This is a genomic window from Allocoprococcus comes, assembly GCF_013300725.1.
GTDB lineage: Bacteria > Bacillota > Clostridia > Lachnospirales > Lachnospiraceae > Allocoprococcus > Allocoprococcus comes_A.
Map to the genome: position 1 here is coordinate 49107 of NZ_JAAIMM010000014.1, position 18666 is coordinate 67772.

General features: G+C 46.5%; 20 protein-coding genes. 1 reads left to right on the plus strand and 19 read right to left on the minus strand.

Annotated elements, in window-relative coordinates:
• Positions 1–191: 191 nt before the first annotated feature.
• The 11 genes from G4407_RS09060 to G4407_RS09110 form a co-directional block, all read right to left on the minus strand.
• Positions 192–1307 (minus strand): nitrogenase component 1, encoded by a 1116-nt coding sequence (locus tag G4407_RS09060; RefSeq protein WP_173688625.1) that lies wholly within the window; start codon positions 1305–1307, stop codon positions 192–194.
• Positions 1304–2644, minus strand: a complete 1341-nt coding sequence (locus tag G4407_RS09065) for a nitrogenase component 1 (RefSeq protein ID WP_173688626.1) — start codon at positions 2642–2644, stop codon at positions 1304–1306. Before G4407_RS09065 ends, G4407_RS09060 begins: the two co-directional genes overlap by 4 nt.
• Entirely contained in the window at positions 2638–3405 is a 768-nt protein-coding gene (locus tag G4407_RS09070; protein WP_173688627.1) for a nucleotide-binding protein, read from the minus strand. Before G4407_RS09070 ends, G4407_RS09065 begins: the two co-directional genes overlap by 7 nt.
• Positions 3402–3674, minus strand: coding sequence for a TM1266 family iron-only hydrogenase system putative regulator (locus tag G4407_RS09075; protein ID WP_173688628.1), 273 nt, complete (start codon positions 3672–3674; stop codon positions 3402–3404). Before G4407_RS09075 ends, G4407_RS09070 begins: the two co-directional genes overlap by 4 nt.
• A gap of 181 nt (positions 3675–3855) precedes the next feature.
• Positions 3856–4875, minus strand: a complete 1020-nt coding sequence (gene hypE / locus G4407_RS09080) for a hydrogenase expression/formation protein HypE (RefSeq protein ID WP_173688629.1) — start codon at positions 4873–4875, stop codon at positions 3856–3858.
• 99 nt (positions 4876–4974) lie between these two features.
• Positions 4975–6027, minus strand: a complete 1053-nt coding sequence (hypD, locus tag G4407_RS09085) for a hydrogenase formation protein HypD (RefSeq protein ID WP_173688630.1) — start codon at positions 6025–6027, stop codon at positions 4975–4977.
• Entirely contained in the window at positions 6027–6236 is a 210-nt protein-coding gene (locus tag G4407_RS09090; protein ID WP_173688631.1) for a HypC/HybG/HupF family hydrogenase formation chaperone, read from the minus strand. The genes hypD and G4407_RS09090 overlap by 1 nt, the downstream gene beginning before the upstream one ends.
• Positions 6237–6555: 319 nt before the next feature.
• Complete coding sequence (gene hypF / locus G4407_RS09095) at positions 6556–8886, minus strand: carbamoyltransferase HypF (RefSeq protein ID WP_173688632.1); 2331 nt, start codon at positions 8884–8886, stop codon at positions 6556–6558.
• The gene (locus G4407_RS09100) at positions 8887–9927 is read right to left on the minus strand and encodes a nitrogenase component 1 (RefSeq protein WP_173688633.1); all 1041 of its coding nucleotides are present in this window, start codon (positions 9925–9927) and stop codon (positions 8887–8889) included.
• A gap of 1 nt (position 9928) precedes the next feature.
• Entirely contained in the window at positions 9929–11209 is a 1281-nt protein-coding gene (locus G4407_RS09105; protein ID WP_173688634.1) for a nitrogenase component 1, read from the minus strand.
• A 5-nt stretch (positions 11210–11214) separates the two neighbouring features.
• Positions 11215–11970 carry a nucleotide-binding protein gene (locus tag G4407_RS09110; protein ID WP_173688635.1) on the minus strand — a complete coding sequence of 252 codons (756 nt, stop codon included), beginning with the start codon at positions 11968–11970 and terminating at the stop codon, positions 11215–11217.
• 378 nt (positions 11971–12348) lie between these two features.
• Here G4407_RS09110 and G4407_RS09115 point away from each other — a divergent pair, with 378 nt between their 5' ends.
• A complete protein-coding gene (locus tag G4407_RS09115; RefSeq protein ID WP_173688636.1) occupies positions 12349–13071 on the plus strand; it encodes a hypothetical protein in 723 nt (240 codons plus the stop codon).
• A 2-nt stretch (positions 13072–13073) separates the two neighbouring features.
• Here G4407_RS09115 and G4407_RS09120 read toward each other — a convergent pair whose 3' ends face one another.
• The 8 genes from G4407_RS09120 to G4407_RS09155 form a co-directional block, all read right to left on the minus strand.
• On the minus strand, positions 13074–13304 hold the full coding sequence (locus G4407_RS09120; protein ID WP_173688637.1) for a hypothetical protein: 231 nt from the start codon (positions 13302–13304) through the stop codon (positions 13074–13076).
• Positions 13289–13858: a DUF3990 domain-containing protein gene (locus G4407_RS09125; RefSeq protein WP_173688638.1), complete on the minus strand. Its 570-nt coding sequence runs from the start codon at positions 13856–13858 to the stop codon at positions 13289–13291. The genes G4407_RS09120 and G4407_RS09125 overlap by 16 nt, the downstream gene beginning before the upstream one ends.
• Positions 13858–14076 carry a DUF3791 domain-containing protein gene (locus G4407_RS09130; protein WP_173688639.1) on the minus strand — a complete coding sequence of 73 codons (219 nt, stop codon included), beginning with the start codon at positions 14074–14076 and terminating at the stop codon, positions 13858–13860. Before G4407_RS09130 ends, G4407_RS09125 begins: the two co-directional genes overlap by 1 nt.
• A 22-nt stretch (positions 14077–14098) precedes the next feature.
• Positions 14099–14602 (minus strand): transcription elongation factor GreA, encoded by a 504-nt coding sequence (gene greA, locus G4407_RS09135; RefSeq protein ID WP_008372359.1) that lies wholly within the window; start codon positions 14600–14602, stop codon positions 14099–14101.
• Positions 14603–14814: 212 nt separating this feature from the next.
• Positions 14815–15843, minus strand: coding sequence for an RIP metalloprotease RseP (gene rseP / locus G4407_RS09140; protein WP_173688640.1), 1029 nt, complete (start codon positions 15841–15843; stop codon positions 14815–14817).
• A 3-nt stretch (positions 15844–15846) separates the two neighbouring features.
• The gene (locus tag G4407_RS09145; RefSeq protein ID WP_173688641.1) at positions 15847–16992 is read right to left on the minus strand and encodes a 1-deoxy-D-xylulose-5-phosphate reductoisomerase; all 1146 of its coding nucleotides are present in this window, start codon (positions 16990–16992) and stop codon (positions 15847–15849) included.
• 98 nt (positions 16993–17090) lie between these two features.
• The gene (locus tag G4407_RS09150; RefSeq protein WP_173688642.1) at positions 17091–17888 is read right to left on the minus strand and encodes a phosphatidate cytidylyltransferase; all 798 of its coding nucleotides are present in this window, start codon (positions 17886–17888) and stop codon (positions 17091–17093) included.
• Complete coding sequence (locus G4407_RS09155; protein WP_173688643.1) at positions 17881–18600, minus strand: isoprenyl transferase; 720 nt, start codon at positions 18598–18600, stop codon at positions 17881–17883. Before G4407_RS09155 ends, G4407_RS09150 begins: the two co-directional genes overlap by 8 nt.
• Positions 18601–18666: the final 66 nt, after the last annotated feature.

Here is an 18666-nt window from a genome sequence, read left to right on the forward strand (position 1 = left end):
TTAATGTTATTTGTAATTTTTTCTCGCTTTTTTTCTCATGACTCTGCATTTCTCCGCCATTTGTCATGTTCTTCTGCTATTTTAACTTTCAAAAAAAGAAAATCCTTCTCAGATCTTTCTCCAAAAAGCATTTTCTCTTTTTACAGATATTCTTTTTTCATAACCGCTGCTTCGGCACGCATATCCGGTCCTTAAACCAGTTTTCCCAGCACCGGAAGCTTTTTCAGATAAATCCTTCCGGAAAATGCAATATGCGGCAGCTCATAAAATTCACAGTTCTTCGGACAGATCGGTTTATATAACGGATCTGCCACAATGATCTCAGCAGCTTTCAATGCCTCTTCCATCTCTTCTTCTCCATGAACCCATCTGTCCCCATCTGCCAGTAAGCCATCTGTTTCTTCCAGTGGACAAAGCACCTCCACACGGCAGTCATACTTTTCTTCGATTCCTGCCGCCAGGGATTCCATGATCACAGGCTCCCCGATCAACGTCACCTTCCGATCTTTTCTTCCCTGCATCCGGTCTTTTCGATATGATATCTGCTCTTTTTCTTCCAGTGCTTTCGCAATCCGCTCTGTATAAGAACCAATCGGCGTTCCAACCACATACGGGGTTCCGAACTTTTCTTCCAGCACCTTCGCTGCACGAAGTCCGACTGAAGATACCACCAGATTCACCTCTGCTTCTCCTGCCTGCAAAAATGCATCCGGTTCATCTCCCATTGCCCAGGTGGACAGCACCTTCCATCCACAGGCTTTCAGGTTCTCTTTCAGCACCTCTACATGAGATACCGGTCCAAAATCCAGCGGTGTCACACCAAGCAGATTGACGGTGCGCGCCTGAATCCGTCCTGTCTTTTCCCCGGTAAATCTCTTCGCGATCTCTTCTAATGCAATTCCTGCCCCATACACATAATCATGCATTCCGTTCGTCGGTACTGCAAATGCAGGAATTCCGGTTTCTTCCTCCAGTACCTGCGCCAGTGCCGGAAAATCGGTTCCATTCATATACGGAATCGGGGACCCTGCAAGGGCAATAAATTTTGGATGCAGCTCCCTTGCTGCCTCTTTGATATCATCCAGAAATTTTTGATCATTTCCCATGATCGCATCAATTTCTGTCAGACCGGAAATATAGATCAGACTGTCCTGATCGTACCAGCGGATCTCATCGTGAGTGTTGTAGGTCGAATTGCATCCGGACGGATCGTGCATGACCGTCATGCCACCCAGCTCATAAAGTGCCGAACACACGCCGGATACGTCCGCTGTATAAATTGGTATGATTCGATAAGATTGTCTCATATGCAGCTTTCGCACCCCCATCCTTTTCGCACAACCAGATCTTCCGTGTCTTTTTCTTCGGTAAATGCTTCGACCATAAGCTCTGCTGTCCTGCGGATCCCGTCAAATCCGTAAAGACCGCCGCCCTGTACCATATTGACAAAATACGGACTTCCGGTGAACCACGCCGCCTTCTGTCCGATCGCCAGTATTTTTTCATCCGATTTTCGTGGGAGTACACGCATTTTCACCTGGATCGTTGCAATCAGCTGAATCTCCGGTGCATGCTCCTTCAGCCACCCAAACTCCTCTTTTTCTTCCGGACTGATGGAGTCCAGATAAATCCGTGTCACCCGGAAACCATGAGTAAGCAGAAGCTTTGCAAGTCCCAGTGGACGCGGATGGTACAGATAATCAATGGCAACCGCAGTGTCTCCGATCACCTCATGCGCCTTTTCCAGTGCCCTTTCACAGGCAGCAATTTCCTCTTCTACTGAAATCGTTTCCTCCAGCTTTCCATAGCCCATTGCCTGGCAGAAATTTTCCAGCTGTGCTGTGATCTCTTCATAATCAAAACTGCCCGGCAGATACAGGTATGGCCGTTTCAGACGCTTTGAAAGCACTTCCGCACCATACTTAGATGGTGGATAAGAAGATACAAAAAGTTTTCCTTCGGAAAGTGCCAGATAGTCTTCCCAGTTTTTACATCCCGGCAGTTCCCGGAAGCTTCCCTGATGTGCCCGGACGATTCGTTTCAGATCTGCATTTTTTCCCAGTTCGAAATCACTGCCTAGAAAACTCACGGCTTTTTCATCTGCTTTTCGCTTTGGAAGTGGTTCATAAATCGCCTTTCTCAGCTTCTGATCCGGTGTAGGTCCATGTTTCTGCATGATCGGATCCATATAACAGCGGATAAACGTAATCTCCGGGAACCTCTCCTCCAGTTCCTGAAACACCCGTTCCAGGTCGCATCCCAGAAAATGATGCAGACAGACGGTAAATAAAAGAACTGCTTTCGGTTTTTCTTCCAGCTTATTCAGCACATCTGTCACGCCTTCGATGGTGATGTCCTCCAGATTTCCATTTAACAGATTCTCTTCTTTTACGATCACAAAGGAAAACCGGTCAGCCGCATTCATTTCCGCCGCTGTCAGCACCACACCCCGCATGCAGTTATCCGCACAGACATAGATCTGTCTTGCCTCCGGCATCAGCATTCCGGTATGCACGATGTTCCAGTTGCCGTGAACCGGCGAGTTAAATTCAAGCCCCGGTGCAAATGGAACCGGAAATGCGGCATCCTTGATGGCTACTGCCGCGCCTTTTTCATCCACCGGATGTCCTACCCGTTTTAACATGGCTTCTCCTCTCCGCACACTGCAAGGATCTGATCTGCCAGCTTCCGGTATTCCTCTGCCATCTGGGAATCCGGTGCGTATTCCAGCAGAACCTTGCCGGCTTCTTCTGCTTCCATCACAAGTTCGCTCCGGTCAAGCCGTCCAATGATCTGCGTGTGAAAATCCCCTGCAAGCTCCTGCACCTTTTCTTCCTCTCTCGGAACCTCTCTTTTATTTAAAATAATACCGCCAAGGGAGGCATATCCCCGGTTCTTGAAATTCTCTACTGCCATTGCAATATTGGCCCCGGCATGGATCGCCATATTTTCACCGGATGTGATGATGAATACCTGATCCGCATAGCCCTTTCGCATCGGCATGGAAAAGCCACCGCAGACTACATCACCAAGTACATCATATAACACGATATCCGGCTGGTAGGTCTCATAAGCACCGGTTTCTTCCAGCTTCTCAAGGGCGGTGATGATCCCGCGTCCTGCACATCCAAGTCCCGGTGTCGGTCCACCTGCTTCCACACAGACCACACCTGCATAGCCAACCGTAACCATATCTTCCAGTTTCAGATTCTGTTTCTTCTGTTGGAACATTTCCAGTACGGTCGGAATCTCCTTTCCGTGCCGGAGCTGGATGGTCGAATCCGCCTTCGGATCACAGCCGATCTGCATGACCTTGTATCCTTTTTCGGCAAGTGCCACCGCAAGATTGGATACGGTTGTGGATTTTCCGATCCCGCCTTTTCCGTACACTGCTATCTTTTTCATTCCGCTTTTTCCTCCGCTTTCGTAATGACGTTCGAGTACGCCGTTTTTGTGGATACCCCATTCAGACGCCCGATCTTACCAGACAGGGCACTGATCGTATCCTGCGGTGCATCAATGGCAATACTGATGATGTTGATTCCCCTCTGACGATATGGAATTCCCATTCTTCCAATGATATACTCTCCTGCTTCATGCAGGTAATGGTTCAGTTCCTCAATCGCGGCAGGATTCTCCACAATGATCGAAATGACTGCTACCCTGGTGTCCATGAAAATGTCTCCTTTCTTTTCTGAAATGTCAGGTCGATTCTTTTTTTGAAATGCCAGCTCGATTCCGCTTCGCTTCATCTCACTGTATGGCATCCGCCATATGGAGGGTAAAAAATGCAAGCGCTTATACAAGCGAGCTTGTAACACGCCTGCACTTTTTACCCTCCGCATTTCAGATTGTTTAGCATATCCGGGGAAGCAGCTCTCCGCCCGGCTGTGGCAGAAGTGCCTGCGTTCCGATTTCTGTAGTCATAACAACTTTGCCCGGCTGCTCTGCCGTCACTTCTCCGATGATCGCTGCATTCTGTGAGTACGGGCATTTGTGCAGGGCTTCTACGATTTTTTCTGCCTCTGCTTTCGGTGCCATGATAACCATTCTTCCCTCGCATGCAAGATAAAGTGGCTCCAGACCGAGCATTCCACAAACTCCCTTCACTTCCGGTGCAACCGGAACTTTTTCAGCATCCAGACGGATTCCAACATTACTCTGTCCTGCAATCTCATAGAGTACCGTTCCAACTCCGCCTCTTGTCGCATCGCGGATCACATGCAGGTCATGGGTTGCATGCATCACTTCTTCTACGGTATGCCACAGTGGTGCGCAGTCACTGGTCACATCAGCTTCGATTCCGAAGTCTTCTCTTGCAAGGAGGATCGTGCATCCGTGGCGTCCCACATCTCCGGTTACGATAATTGCATCTCCCGGCTGTGCCAGTTCTCCTCCGACTTTTACGCCGTCCTCGATCTGTCCCATTCCGGTTGTTGTGATAAATACACCGTCTACCTGTCCTTTTCCTGCTACCTTGGTATCTCCGGATACAATGCGGACACCGGCTTCTTTTGCTGTTTTCTCCATGGCTGCTGCAATTTCTTCCAGTTTTTCCATCGGGAATCCTTCTTCAATGACGAATGCGCAGGTCAGATAAAGCGGTTTTGCTCCCATGCATGCCAGATCGTTGACGGTACCACAGATGGAAAGCTTTCCGATATTTCCGCCCGGGAAAAATGCAGGCGATACGATAAATCCATCTGTGGATACTGCCATCTTTCCGACCGGAGGTACAAGAACTGCTGCATCATCTGCAGTCAGATCCGGATTGGCAAAATGTGCTGCAAATACTTTATCGATCAGCTCTGAAGTCTGCTTTCCGCCGGCTCCGTGTGCCATGGTTACTGTCTGGGTTTCTATTTTATTTTCCATTTTAAAATTCCTTCTCTCTTAGTTGTTTCCGCATATATGATACCGGATTGTTCCGGTGTTCCATTCCTTCTTTTCCCTGATACCGGATTGTTCTGACTTTTATCCCCTGGTATCATACATGAAATAAGCCGAACATGCGCCCTCGCCGGATACCATGCAGGCTCCTACCGGGTGCTGTGGTGTACATACCTTGCCAAATACCTTGCAGTCGGACGGTTTGCATTTTCCCTGCAGTACATCTCCGCAGCGGCATGCCGGATTTGCTTTTCCTTCGATCTTTGGCATATTGTATTTCTTTCTTGCATCAAAAGCTTCCCATTCTTCTCTCAGCTGCATGCCAGATCCCGGAATAATTCCAAGACCTCTCCACTCGCTGTCGCAGCCTTCCATCAGTTCATCTACCAGTCTCTGTGCCTCACGGCTTCCTTCTCTGGTGACAACTCTCGGATAGCAGTTTACGAAGAACGGCTTTCCTTCCTGAAAACGCACCAGAGCAACCGCAAGTGCGGTAAGCAGTTCTTTTGCGGTAAATCCGGCTACCACTCCGCTGACACCTTCTTCTGTCAGCTGTTCACAGAGTTCGGTCCCTGTGATTGCATTGACATGGCCCGGATATAAGAATACATCGGCACTTCCTTTGAGTGCCTCATAAGCTCCCGGCATAGTCTTATTGGCAACCAGAAGGGAATAATTGGAAATCCCATCTTCCTTTGCCTGTTTAACCGAAAGACATCCAGCCGGTGTGGTTGTCTCAAATCCAACTGACAGGAATGTCACCTGTTCTTCCGGATGCTCTTTGGCGTATTTTTCAGCATCTGCCGGGGAGTAGACGATATGGATCTTTGCACCTTTTTCTCTGGCTCCGGCAAGGCTCATCTGGCTTCCCGGTACGCGGACCAGATCGCCGAAGGTACAGATCGTCACATTTTTCTCTAATGCCAGATAAATTGCTTCATCGATAAAACTGACCGGTGTCACGCAGACCGGACATCCCGGTCCCGAGATCAGTTCTACCTGCTTTGGCAAAAGTTTCCTGATCCCCAGACGGAAAATCTCATGGGTATGGGTTCCACAAACTTCCATGATCCGCACTGATGGTCCGTCATAATTTTCTATGATCTCTCTGGCTGTTCGTTTCTTCTGTTCTTCCATTACAGCAGTTCCTCCATAAGCTGATCGGTCTCGCTTTCATCCTCATCGGTGATCTTTGCGATCGCAACTCCGGCGTGAACCATGACGTAATCGCCCGGTTCCAGATTTTCCAGGAGCTGGGATGAGACCTCTCTTTTTGCACCGCCTGCATCAACGACAGCGGTTCCGTTACTGATTTTTACAACTTTTGCTGATAATCCGACACACATGTGGGTAATTCCTCCTTTTTTTGGGGAAGGGACGCAGGGAGTGAAAACAATTGGGACCGGCTGCAGTTTCCAAGAGAACGCTCGGGCTCCTGCAAATGCAGCCGGTCCCAATTGTTTTCTCTCCCTGCTGGCGCTTCCTAAAATTTAACGTGTTGACAAAGGGGGAATTGACAAGGCAGTGCCTTGTTGTCAATTCCTGATTTGCTTGTCTCTGGTGGTCCTTTTCCTCTTTTATTTGTAAGTTCTAATAGCTTTAGATTAACTTTGTTTAAAATTTTTTATGTCTGATTTTAATTTTCTAAATCTATAAAGTCTGGTTTTACTTTATCTCATGCTTCTGTAAATATGCCATTGCGTAGGCTGCCTGACCGAGTGCCAGTCCTCCGTCGTTTGGTGGAATGAGGTGATGGTGCAGGGTGATGAGGCCTTGCTTAACCAGACCTTCTTCTACCAGACGTAGTAGTAAGCGGTTCTGGAAAACGCCGCCGCTTAGGGCAACTTTCCGGATTCCGGTCTGATGACTTGCTGTGAGGGCTGCGGATATGATCTGTCTTGCAAGTTCCTGATGGAACTGGTATGCCAGTTTTCCGGCGTCTTCTCCGGCAAGTCGTTTCTCGGCGAGGTTTTTGACTAATTCGCCGGTATTTAAAATCAGGCGGTCTTCCGCCGTTTCTGTAAATGACTTAAGCATGAGGGGGGTGTATGGCTGCTGCATTGTTTTCTCGTAAGCTTCTGCCGCGAACTCTAATGCCGTAGATGCTTCTCCCTCGAAAGTAGATTTTTTCCGGATTCCGAGGATCGCGCTGACTCCGTCGAAAAGGCGGCCGGCACTGGTAGAAAGAACAGCATTCAGATGCCGCCCGGTCATTGTCACCAGCACTTTTGCTTCCGCTTCGGTACAAAGCTCCAGCTTTTTCATCCATTCGATCGTTTTTTCTTTATCTTTCAGTTCTCCATAAAGAAGAGCTCCGGCAATTCGCCAGCCTTCCTTTGCGGATGCATCTCCTCCCACCTGCCAGAAGGGTTTGATGCTTCCGAGTCTTTCAAATCCATCGTAATCAGCACGGAGGATTTCTCCACCCCAGATGGTCCCATCCGTTCCATAGCCGGTTCCGTCAAAGGAAACGCCGATCACCGGATCTTCACAGTCATTTTCCGCCATGCAGGACAGGATATGTGCAAAATGATGCTGTACCTTCAGGACAGGAAGTCCAAGTTCTTCAGCAACGACTGTCGCATTGTATTTCGGATGCAGATCACACGCCACAACCTTTGGTTCTGCCTCCAGAAGCGTTTCCAGTCTGCCGATCGTTTCTGTCAAAGCCTGCACGGTACGCAGATCTTCCAGATCTCCAACGTAAGGGGACTGATAAAATCTGCTATCTACGCCAATACAGAACGTATTTTTCAGTTCTCCTCCAGTAGCAAGCACCTGGCCTTTCCACGGCATCTGAACCATGGTCGGAAGTGGTGCGTAACCCCTGGATCTGCGGATCATATATGGCTCATTTTTATAAAAATCCATCACCGAATCATCGGCACGGATCCGGATCTTCCGGTTATGGGAAAGCATACAGTCACACAGATGGGAAAGCTCCTGAATGGCTTCTTTATCCTCCCTGCAGATTGGTGCACCGGATGTGTTCCCACTGGTCATAACCAGAAGAGAAGGCATCTGGATTCCATCATCATAGGCGAAGATCAGAAGCTGCACCGGAGCATAAGGCAGCATCACACCAACCTTTGGATTGCCCGGTGCAATACTTTCGCAAAGCGTTTCTTTTCCGTCTTCTTTTTTGTCCAGAAGCAGGATCGGCTTTTGATGTCCGGTCAGGATCTTTTCCTGTTCTTCACTGACCAGGCATTCTCTTTTCACCGACTCCAGATCTTTCGCCATGACTGCAAATGGCTTCGCCGGACGCTTTTTGAGTTCCCGAAGCCGTCTCACCGTTTTTTCATTTGTTGCATCACAACACAGATGGAAGCCTCCGATTCCCTTGATCGCTACAATGCCTCCTTCTGCGATGATCCGTCTGGTATAAATGATCGCATCCCGCCCGCGTTCTTCTCTTCCGATCAGATAGACCTCCGGTCCGCACTCATTACAGCAGACCGGCTGTGCATCGTATCTCCGGGTCGCCGGATCATAATATTCTTTTGCGCAATCCGGACACATCGGAAATTCTTTCATGCTGGTGCGCTCCCGGTCATACGGAAGGGCATCCAGGATCGTAAGTCTGGGACCACAGCAGGTACAGTTGATAAATGGATGCAGATACCTGCGGTTCTTTGGATCAAACATTTCTTCTTTGCACTCATCACAAATTGCAATGTCCGGTGAGACAAAAATCTCTCCTTTCGTCTTTTCACTTTCAATGATCGCAAACTCCGGAAAGTCTTCTGCTTCTTCTACCGGCTCAATATTCATTTTCAAAATTGCTGCCCGCTTCGGCGGCTTATTCTCAATATCCGAGATAAATCCATCCACTGCCTCTTCCGGTCCCTGCGCAAAGATTTCCACATACGGACCTTTATTGGACACGCTGCCCCGGATCTGATACGTAGCCGCATGCCTGCTCACAGTCGGACGAAATCCTACACCCTGTACGATTCCATAGACGCGGATCTGTTTTGTCACTTCATTTTTCATCTATTCACACAGTCTCCCTGACACTGCAAAATGTCTTGTATTTACGAAGGTTCCCTGAAAATCCGGAACCATTTTTTCCATACATGCATCTGCGAAAATGATATCAAATCCACCATTTTTTACAAGATCAATGTAATCATCTTCCTCGCGGAAAGACACGTCCTGCGGACAGGCAAGCTCTTTCTTCATCATAAACCAGGTTGCTGTCTGCACTTTTGCAGAAGCATCTCTGCGCAGGATTTCCTGCCGGATTGCTTCCGCCATCACCTGCTGGTGTACCACAAGGATCTTCTTCCCCTCATAGTCCAGATCCGGAACCAGTTCTTTTACTGCGGGATAATCCGTCTCATATGGCGTCCCGAAAGTCTTTTCCAGATATTTTGCAGCTTCCAGTGCAGCTGCAGATACGACAATATTTTTACTTACCTGCGCTGCCTTTTCTACCGCCTCAAGTCCGTCGCCCATTCCATAACAGATGGCTTCTTTTCCCTCTTTTTTCAGTTCCTCTCTTACTTTATCTGCTGCTTTCAGATCGCTTACATCCTGTGGCGTCATTCCAAGGATGCCGACTTTTTCTTCACATACCTCGTATTTTTCCTTTGCAAATACGGTAAATAATTCAAGATATGCTTTTTCTTCACCTTTATCATAAAGCTCCATTCCATCCGTATCGATAGCAAGGATCGGAAGGTCTGTCTTCTTCTCACACATACGTCTGAGTGCCCGGTAATCCGTTCCGATTACTGCAGGAACCGGAGTCCCGACAATCGCCGCAAAACCGGCGTCGATCTTCTCTGCAGCATCCGTCAGCTTCGCGACCAGACGATCATCTCTTCCAAGGATTGCATCCATATCACGAAGTCCTGCGCTGAATACTGCACTTTTCCGTTCAAACCATCTCGGCTCATCAAATCCACAGACATTTCCCGTACATCCTCCCGCATCGCAGATGACGATGATTCCGCCAAGTTCATATAACACAGACACCGCTCCCGACTGATCCGGTGCGAATGGTGTCAGATATTTTCTAAGTCCTCTCATGTTACACCTCCAAAAGGTTTTCAAACAGCCGTGTCACGCCTGCATAACCATAAGGCTGTCTGTCCTGATTCCAGACCACGTTCGGCTGTTCCGGATGATAGTATCCTGCATCCTTTCCAATGGTCATATTCACGCCGCTCTTTTCCGGATCGTAGTACAGCATGGTCGGTTCCATGTTTGAAAAAACTTTTGTCTCCGGACTGAGCTTGGACAACTGGTTCAGGTAAATGAAGTTCTCCGCTGTCAGTGTTCCATAGATCTCCGGCACCCGGAATCCATATTTGATCATTGCAAGTGCCATTTCAAATGGATCCCCGTTCATGCATTCGCCAATCGCAAAGCTTGCATCCGGCCGTTTTTCTTTGAATTTTGCCACGGCATCTTCTGCTTTTTTGCGGTAAGCCCCATCGGAAAATTCCACCCCAAGCACTCTCCCAAATGCCTGATACTGGCTGGCAATCTTGTCCGTCTGATAGAGCCTTCTCAGTTCAATAAATGGAATCTGCAGACGGTTGTGGAAATCCTCTGCCGCAAATCTGGCTTCCGGATGAAGTACCAGATTAAAATTTGCCTCAGACATAGTCTGATACTCTTCATAATCCTTACATCTGGAAATCTCATGAACCGTCCTGACTCCTGCGCTGCCAAGCAGATCATACAGCTCACACTCATCGACCAGCGGTGAGAAAAATCCAAGAAGATTAACCACATTTCCTTTTTTCTTCTTTGGCTCCAGAAGGGAGTATAAGGACTGACGTACATGCACCATCGGCGGCTTTCTTCCTTCTCTTGTAAGTGCGTACATGTAGCACGGACGAACCGGAAGTCCCGCTCTTTCTTCTGCCTTTCTGCACACACGCTCCATATCCGTTCCCAGAAGGGCATCTACACAGGTGATACAGATCATCACAACGGATGGTCTTTTTTCACAGCATTTACAGATCTCTTCTACTGCCTTCGGGATTTTTTTCAAATGACGCCCCGTTACGATATCGGTCTCGTCCATCATCAGATAAAAAAAGCGGTTGTCATATTCCCGCATGGAGCTGATCAGGGACGTATTTCTTCCGCAGCAGCCCGGTGCCACGATCAGCATGATCGAATCCGGTACGGCAAGTCCGGCTCTTTTTACTCCAAAGCCCTCGGCTCCCGGTGAGTTAAATGCAAGCGTTGCCGGTGAGCTGTAGATCAGATGTGTATTCGACCGAAGCTGTGCCGGGATTGCATCTCTTCCCAGTTCATTTAGTTCTTTTACGGTACAATAATATGCTTCCTTTGCCATACCTTCTATTCCTCACTCTTTAGTAATAATTCTGCCAGATCAAAGAATCTTCTGCTGATCGCCGAAGCCTTGTCTCCTTCGATCACCGTCATTCCCTGATCCTCATAGCGGATGATCTCATCGCTTCTCGGGATTTCCCCAACGATCGGAATCCCGCTTTTTTCCGAAAATGCCTGTACCTTCTCTGTTTCATTTTCCACGTTTCTGTGATTAAGCACGATTCCGAATACTCTGGCATAACTTCTGTCCTCAAAATTTCTTACCGCACTGGAAATGTTGTTCGCCGCATAAAGCGCCATCTTTTCTCCGGAAGTTACGATCAGAACCTTCTCTGCATACCCTTCCCGGATCGGCGCTGCAAATCCGCCACAAACTACATCTCCAAGGACATCATAAAGTACCACATCCGGTTTGTATGTTTCAAATAACCGCAGATCTTCTAAAAGCTGGAATGTGGCAATAATCCCACGTCCCGCGCATCCGAGCCCCGGTGTCGGTCCGCCTGTCTCAATACAGAGCACGCCGCCATAACCTTCTTTTGCAATATCTGAAAGCTTCTCTGGTTCCTCATCTTCTTCTCTCATATAATTCATCACCGGCCTCAGTGGCTCACCGCCAAGCAGATTGATCGTAGAATCTGCCTTCGGATCGCAACCGATCTGAATTACCTTTTTCCCCATCGCCGCAAATGCAGCCGCCAGATTGGACGTGATCGTCGACTTTCCGATACCGCCCTTTCCATAAATCGCTACCTTTAACATAACCTTTATTCCTTTCTACACAAAAGACCCGTCTGCCAAAACGGTAGACGAGTCCCACTATACACCTTCGTATATCACCAACTGTTTCCCGCTCGGATCCACCTTGCCGTCAAAGTCTATTGTATAAAATTATTCTCCATTCAGCATTCAGATAGGAATCTTCCACTCCGTCTGCATCATTATATTTAATTATATCTCCATGCACATAGGTCAGTCAATTCTAACTATATATTATCATGGTATTTTTCTATAATTTTTCAGGCTATTTCTATAAATAACTGTTTAAATTCTCTATAAATCTTGTAATACACTTGATTCCAGCGTATACTACACCTATAAAATGATGTGAGAGTCAAAAGTAAATTTTGAGGAGTCCATATGATAAGAAAACTTTCACCACACTGCATAGAAAAAATTTTATTCTTTATCGGCAGTTTTCTGTTCGCCGGCGAAATCCTGAAACAATTACTTCTGACTTTCGTCGTGGATGACGGGCACTACAACCTGTGGTATTTCCCATTCCAGCTTTGCAGTCTTCCGATGTATCTTCTTGTCCTCTATCCATTTTTCCACACCGAGTCTGCCCGAAATACCATTCTCGGTTTTCTCGCAACCTATAATCTCCTTGGTGGAATTGCTGTATTCTTCGACACAAGCGGTATGCACTATCCACTTCTGATTCTGACAGTCCACTCCTATCTCTGGCATATTTTACTAATTATCACAGGAATCCTGTCCGGTATACTTCTGGTGCAGAAATCTGTACCAATGACTCCTCTTTCTTGTGCAAAAAATATTAAAAGACAGCCGACTGACGCTTCTTCACATCATCTGCTGCCTTCTTTCTCGCGTATTACCTTGCTCTATATTTTGTTTGCCCTCATCGCCGAATATCTGAATCATATTCTGGATTCCTTTGGAGAGATCAATCTTTTCTACATCAATCCAGACTACCAGATGACACAGATTTTCTTCGTAAAAATTGGTGAACTCTGCGGAAATAATCTTGCAATTCTGGTATACATTCTCGCAACGATCTTCGGGGCTGGTATTTTATATGGGTTCTGGAATATCCTGATCCATATTTGTTCTTCACACTGAAATTACTTTTTAGAAATCTCTTCTTTATACATATCCGCTATATAGGAAGGGCCATTCCACCAAAGCTTTGTAGATTCATCGTAAAGTGCTTTTCCAATTTTTGACTGAAGGAAATCATATAATACCTTGTTCGGCTCCTCATGCAAATCTTCCGCAAGTTCTTCCACAACCATTGCAATCAATACATCAATTGTATAATCCATCTGCTCCTTTGAAATCATTTCTTCAGCCATATTTTCTCAGCCTCCATAAATTTCAGACACTCAAGTGCTTCTACCGTTTTAAAACAATACTGGTTTTGCAATTTTTCAGGCAGTAAACGTCCAATACAAAATTCATCTGCCTCTCTGTCTCCTATTTTACCAAATGCACCTGCAATATAAGCCGTCAGCGTTGCATTTGTCGCATCATCTGCTATTTTTCCTATAATCACATCGTATTGCGACATTTCTTTTTCAATCGCATTAAATGAGTTTCTCTTTCTATGTGCCGTAATACAATGTAACCAATCCACATCTGCGTTTTGAAAAATATAACTGTTAAGTTCTTTTTTTAAGTCAACTCTAAATTTTGACACATATCCCCATGTCTGATCTGTTCCTATTTTTCCACTCGCAGCTGCTTTTAAAATAGAAGTCTTCAGAAAACTAACCGCCTGTTCCTTTGAAGAAGTCAGATAAAATCCCCTGCCAAAGTCTTTTCTCTTTGCACACTTTTCAAGCTCTGGTTTTGCAACTTTACAATAGCTCCCATGATATAATATCATTCCATCAGCTAATTCCAGCATCAGACCTTCCCCCCTTTACTTTCAAGAAATTCCTCAATATCTTCCAGCACTGCTTCATCACCCTCGCAATGAAAAATCCCATAACCTTTTTCGATGTAACCAAATACATCTGTTTCCTTAAATATTTCAAGAACTCTTTCTAATGGCATCTTCCATTCTTCTGACGCAAGCCTTATCAGCCTTGTCTGCATGAATGTAATTTCTGCTTTTTCACTCACATCCACAGCCCCCTTCTTCAAACTAAAACGCCCGGATCTTATCCTCCTCATCATCCGTCGTATCTTCAATCTTCCGGATCACAAGCTCATACGAATAATCATCGCTGACCTTCACCTTCACAGTCTCCCCTGCCTTATGTCCAAAGATTGCCTTCCCGATCGGAGATTCGGTACTGATATAATTGTGAATTGAATTTCCGCGGATAGAAGTCACCAGTTTATAAGTCTCTTCTTCATCATCCTCCGGGAAATATACGGTTACACGGTTATTGATCCCGGCAACACCTTCTTCAGAAGTATCGGATACGATCTCCGCATTTTTCAGCATTCTTTCCAGATACCGGATCCGGCTTTCATTCTGATTTTTATATTTTTTTGCTGCGTGATATTCAAAGTTCTCACTTAAGTCTCCCTGTGCACGCGCTTCCTTGACCGCTTCAATCGCTTCCTTACGGATGACATGCTTGCGGTGCTGGATCTCCTCTTCGATCTTCTTTACATCACTTTCTGTAAGCTGCTCTCGCATCTTTCCATCCTTCTTTCTGTAAACTTATTTTCATATCCATAACATGGTTAAATGCCTGTCCCTGCGGCTTTTTCCCTGTATGAAATAATGTCACTCTTGCCAGACATTTTCTATAGACTGTTTCTTTGCACTTAACACAAAGCACCTCAATTGAACCCAACCGAGATGCTTTTCATCTTTTATTTACTCTAATCTGCTGTACCAACCTGAAGCTAAAAGAAAATCCTCCGGATATCATTATACATCACAAATACCATCAGACAAAGCAGAAGTGCCATTCCTGCCAGATGCACATACCCTTCTTTTTCCGGCGGCACCCGCTTTCCACGGATCACTTCCACGATCAGAAATACCAGCCGGCCTCCATCCAGTGCGGGAAGCGGAAGTAAATTCATCACTCCAAGGTTGGCTGAAAGCAGGATCGTCATCTGCAACAAGTTCAGGAATATCAGAAGCGCTCCTCCCGACTTGCTTTCTTTATAGGTTGTATCAACTGCACTCACAACGCCCACCGGTCCGGATAACTGATCCACTCCGATCCGTCCTGTCACAAGCTGTTTCAGGCTGTCAACCGTCAGATCGATCCAGTATTTCACATTATACGCACTGTACGCAGCAGTTTCAAACACATTGGTCTTCACATAATTACTGCTTGTAATTCCAATCAGATAGTATCCATTTTCATTCTTCTCCGGAATTACGGAAACCGTATTCTTTTCTCCATCCCTTTTGTACACGATCTCCATCGTCTCTCCCTGATGGAACTGGTTGTACGTGGAAATATCCTTGAAAATGTGAATGCTTTTGTCATTGATCTTCACAATCTCATCGCCTGCCTGAAGTCCTGCTTCTGCTGCCGGTGTTCCTGCATTCACGGCTCCAATAACCGGCTTATCCACACCCACAAAACAGATGATGATAAATGCTCCGATAAAGGCAAGAATAAAGTTAAATACCGGACCTGCGGCAATGACCGAGATCCTGCGCCACGGCGATTTGCTGTTGAAGCTTCCCTCTGACAGATCGTCTTTTTCATCTTCCCCCATCACACACGCACCGCCGATCGGCAGTATTTTCAGACAGTAGTCTGTCTCTCCGATCTTTTTATGTGCCAGTGTCGGTCCCATTCCGATCCAGAATTCATACACATTGATTCCATTAATCCGCGCCAGAAGAAAATGTCCCAGTTCATGGAAAAACACGATGAATCCAAAAAGTAAAATCGCCAGTACGATTCCCATTTGCTACCTCCTGCTTCTGATTCTGTCATACGTTTCCTGCTCTGTGTCCAGAATCTGTTCCACAGTCGGATTCGCGATTGTCTTATGTGCTTTCATGCAGTCTTCGATAATCTCTGTAATTTCCAGATATTTGATCTCCCGGTTCAGGAACTGGCTGACTGCAAGTTCATTTGCTGCGTTAAATACCGTCGGAAGTGTTCCACCGCACCGCCCTGCCTCGTAAGCAAGTGCAAGTCCGTAGAAGGTATCCATATCCGGCTTTTCAAAATCAAGATGTCCAATACTCCAGAAATCCACACGTTCTCCCGGAAGAAATCTTCTTTCCGGATAATAGAGTGCATACTGGATTGGCAGCTTCATATCCGGAGTACCAAGCTGTGCGATCACGGCTCCATCCACATACTCTACCATAGAATGGATCACACTCTGTGGCTGCACAACCACCTGCACATCATCAATATCCACATCAAAAAGCCATCTGGCTTCCATAACTTCCAGACCTTTATTGACCATGGTCGAAGAATCAATGGTAATCTTACGTCCCATCGCCCAGTTCGGATGCTTTAAAGCATCTTCCACACGGATGTTCAGAAGATCCTCCTGCTTCTTTCCACGGAACGGACCACCGGATGCCGTAAGCAGGATCTTCTTCAGTTCTTTCTTTCCATGGCTTCCCTGCAGAGACTGGAAAATGGCACTGTGCTCACTGTCCACCGGAAGGATCTTCACACCACATTCTTTTGCAAGTGGCATAATGATATGTCCTGCTGTTACCAGTGTCTCTTTATTTGCAAGGGCAATGTCCTTCCCTGCTTTGATCGCAGCGATCGTCGGACGGATCCCGATCATTCCGACAATTGCAGTAACAAGGATTTCGCTTTCTTCCATCGTTGCGATCTCCAGAAGTCCATCCATCCCTGCAACTACTTTTACATCCAGATCCCGGATCCGGTCTCTCAGTTCTTTCGCCTTTTCCTCTGTCCACATTGCAACCAGCTTCGGCTGAAATTCACGGATCTGCTTTTCTAAAAGCTCCACATTTGTTCCTGCCGCAAGCCCTGTCACTTCGATATCTTTGTTCTCACGGACAACCTCCAGAGTCTGGGTTCCGATCGAACCTGTTGAACCTAATATTGCTATTTTTTTCATTTGAAACCTCCTGTCAGCAAAATTTTCACTGACGCATTTTCAATCTGTCTTACAACCAAAGTGCATCCCTGTAAAACACACTCCTGCTGGTTTGTAAATTAAATCAGTGCAACTGCCAGATAATAGATCACCGGTGCGGTAAAGATCACACTGTCAAAACGGTCCAGGATCCCACCGTGTCCCGGAATCAGTTTTCCGTAATCCTTGATCTCATGATTTCTCTTGATCGCAGATGCCGCAAGATCCCCGATCATGGAAATGATACCACCGACAAAGCAGATCAGCGCATATTCGCCGACTCCTGCCGAAGCACCGCCCCATTTGTTGATCGCAAGGGCATAAAGTGCGCCAAGAAGTGCTGCTCCAGCCAGTCCGCCAACTCCGCCTTCCACGGATTTCTTCGGGCTGAGCTTCGGTGCCATCTTGTGCTTTCCGATCAGCACACCCACACAGTACGCACAGGTATCACATCCCCAGGAACATAAAAATACCAGTCCCACAAGGAAAAGTCCATCTTTTAGCAGACGTGTCTGATAAATATAGGATAACATAATTGCCACATAAAATACGCCAAAATATGCGGTCATGACCTGTTCGGACACATATTTCGGGAAGGCAAATACATAAACTGCCATCATAAGAACCAGTAAAATGATCGCAAACATCATCAAATCTTCTTTTTTCTGTGCACGTATCAGAAAATAATACGCGATCACGCCTGCATACCCTACGATTCCAAGTGGTGCTTTCTCAATCTTTACAACCTTGTAAAGCTCGGAAACTCCGATCAGGCTGATGATCAGAAGTGTTGCAAACAGGACATCCCCGCCAAGGAAGATCGTTGCAAATGCAATGATAACCAGTACAATTCCGCTGAGTAATCTCGTCTTAAACATTTTCTTCGTCCTCCTTGATTCCGCCATATCTTCTGTCTCTGCTATTATATTGCCCAATTGCCTTTTCTAATTCTTCTTTTGAAAAATCCGGCCACGGAACATCTGTAAAATAAAATTCTGTATAAGCAAGCTGCCATAACAAATAATTGGAAAGCCTGAGTTCCCCGCTGGTACGGATCAGAAGATCCGGATCCGGAATCCCATGTGTATCCAGATATCCTTCAAACAGTTCTTCTGTAATCTCTTCCGGTGCAAATTTACCATCTGCACAGTCTTTTGTCATCTTGCGCATGGCACGGACCATCTCATCTCTGCTTCCATAATTGATCGCAATCTGGAAATTCAGTCCGTCATTATTTTTTGATGCCTCTTCCAGTTCCTTAATTCTGGTACGGATATCTTCATCCAGACCTGTCTTGTCTCCGATCACGCGGACACGCATCCGGTTCTTTTCCGCCGTCTTCAGACAGGTTTTCATATAGTTACGAAGAAGCTTCATCAGTGCATCCACTTCACTCTGCGGACGGCTCCAGTTCTCTGTGGAAAACGCATAGACCGTCAGATATTTGACACCCATCTTATAAGCAGCCTCACAGATCTTTTCCACATTCTTGCTGCCCTGCGCATGCCCGTAGTTTCTCGGCATCCCCTTTGCTTTCGCCCATCGTCCGTTACCGTCAAGGATGATGGCTATATGCTGCGGTACATTCATCTTTTAACCCTCTCTTGCATTGATACTAAATTTGCTGATATAAAAAAGGAAAAGAGGCGCCAAACA

What these genes read in the sequence shown, in the direction of transcription:
- G4407_RS09060 (WP_173688625.1), bottom strand. Translation starts at nt 1,307, where the DNA reads ATGAGACAATCTTATCGAATCATACCAATTTATACAGCGGACGTATCC.
- G4407_RS09065 (WP_173688626.1), bottom strand. Translation starts at nt 2,644, where the DNA reads ATGTTAAAACGGGTAGGACATCCGGTGGATGAAAAAGGCGCGGCAGTA.
- G4407_RS09070 (WP_173688627.1), bottom strand. Translation starts at nt 3,405, where the DNA reads ATGAAAAAGATAGCAGTGTACGGAAAAGGCGGGATCGGAAAATCCACA.
- G4407_RS09075 (WP_173688628.1), bottom strand. Translation starts at nt 3,674, where the DNA reads ATGGACACCAGGGTAGCAGTCATTTCGATCATTGTGGAGAATCCTGCC.
- hypE (WP_173688629.1), bottom strand. Translation starts at nt 4,875, where the DNA reads ATGGAAAATAAAATAGAAACCCAGACAGTAACCATGGCACACGGAGCC.
- hypD (WP_173688630.1), bottom strand. Translation starts at nt 6,027, where the DNA reads ATGGAAGAACAGAAGAAACGAACAGCCAGAGAGATCATAGAAAATTAT.
- G4407_RS09090 (WP_173688631.1), bottom strand. Translation starts at nt 6,236, where the DNA reads ATGTGTGTCGGATTATCAGCAAAAGTTGTAAAAATCAGTAACGGAACC.
- hypF (WP_173688632.1), bottom strand. Translation starts at nt 8,886, where the DNA reads ATGAAAAATGAAGTGACAAAACAGATCCGCGTCTATGGAATCGTACAG.
- G4407_RS09100 (WP_173688633.1), bottom strand. Translation starts at nt 9,927, where the DNA reads ATGAGAGGACTTAGAAAATATCTGACACCATTCGCACCGGATCAGTCG.
- G4407_RS09105 (WP_173688634.1), bottom strand. Translation starts at nt 11,209, where the DNA reads ATGGCAAAGGAAGCATATTATTGTACCGTAAAAGAACTAAATGAACTG.
- G4407_RS09110 (WP_173688635.1), bottom strand. Translation starts at nt 11,970, where the DNA reads ATGTTAAAGGTAGCGATTTATGGAAAGGGCGGTATCGGAAAGTCGACG.
- G4407_RS09115 (WP_173688636.1), top strand. Translation starts at nt 12,349, where the DNA reads ATGATAAGAAAACTTTCACCACACTGCATAGAAAAAATTTTATTCTTT.
- G4407_RS09120 (WP_173688637.1), bottom strand. Translation starts at nt 13,304, where the DNA reads ATGGCTGAAGAAATGATTTCAAAGGAGCAGATGGATTATACAATTGAT.
- G4407_RS09125 (WP_173688638.1), bottom strand. Translation starts at nt 13,858, where the DNA reads ATGCTGGAATTAGCTGATGGAATGATATTATATCATGGGAGCTATTGT.
- greA (WP_008372359.1), bottom strand. Translation starts at nt 14,602, where the DNA reads ATGCGAGAGCAGCTTACAGAAAGTGATGTAAAGAAGATCGAAGAGGAG.
- rseP (WP_173688640.1), bottom strand. Translation starts at nt 15,843, where the DNA reads ATGGGAATCGTACTGGCGATTTTACTTTTTGGATTCATCGTGTTTTTC.
- G4407_RS09145 (WP_173688641.1), bottom strand. Translation starts at nt 16,992, where the DNA reads ATGAAAAAAATAGCAATATTAGGTTCAACAGGTTCGATCGGAACCCAG.
- G4407_RS09150 (WP_173688642.1), bottom strand. Translation starts at nt 17,888, where the DNA reads ATGTTTAAGACGAGATTACTCAGCGGAATTGTACTGGTTATCATTGCA.
- G4407_RS09155 (WP_173688643.1), bottom strand. Translation starts at nt 18,600, where the DNA reads ATGAATGTACCGCAGCATATAGCCATCATCCTTGACGGTAACGGACGA.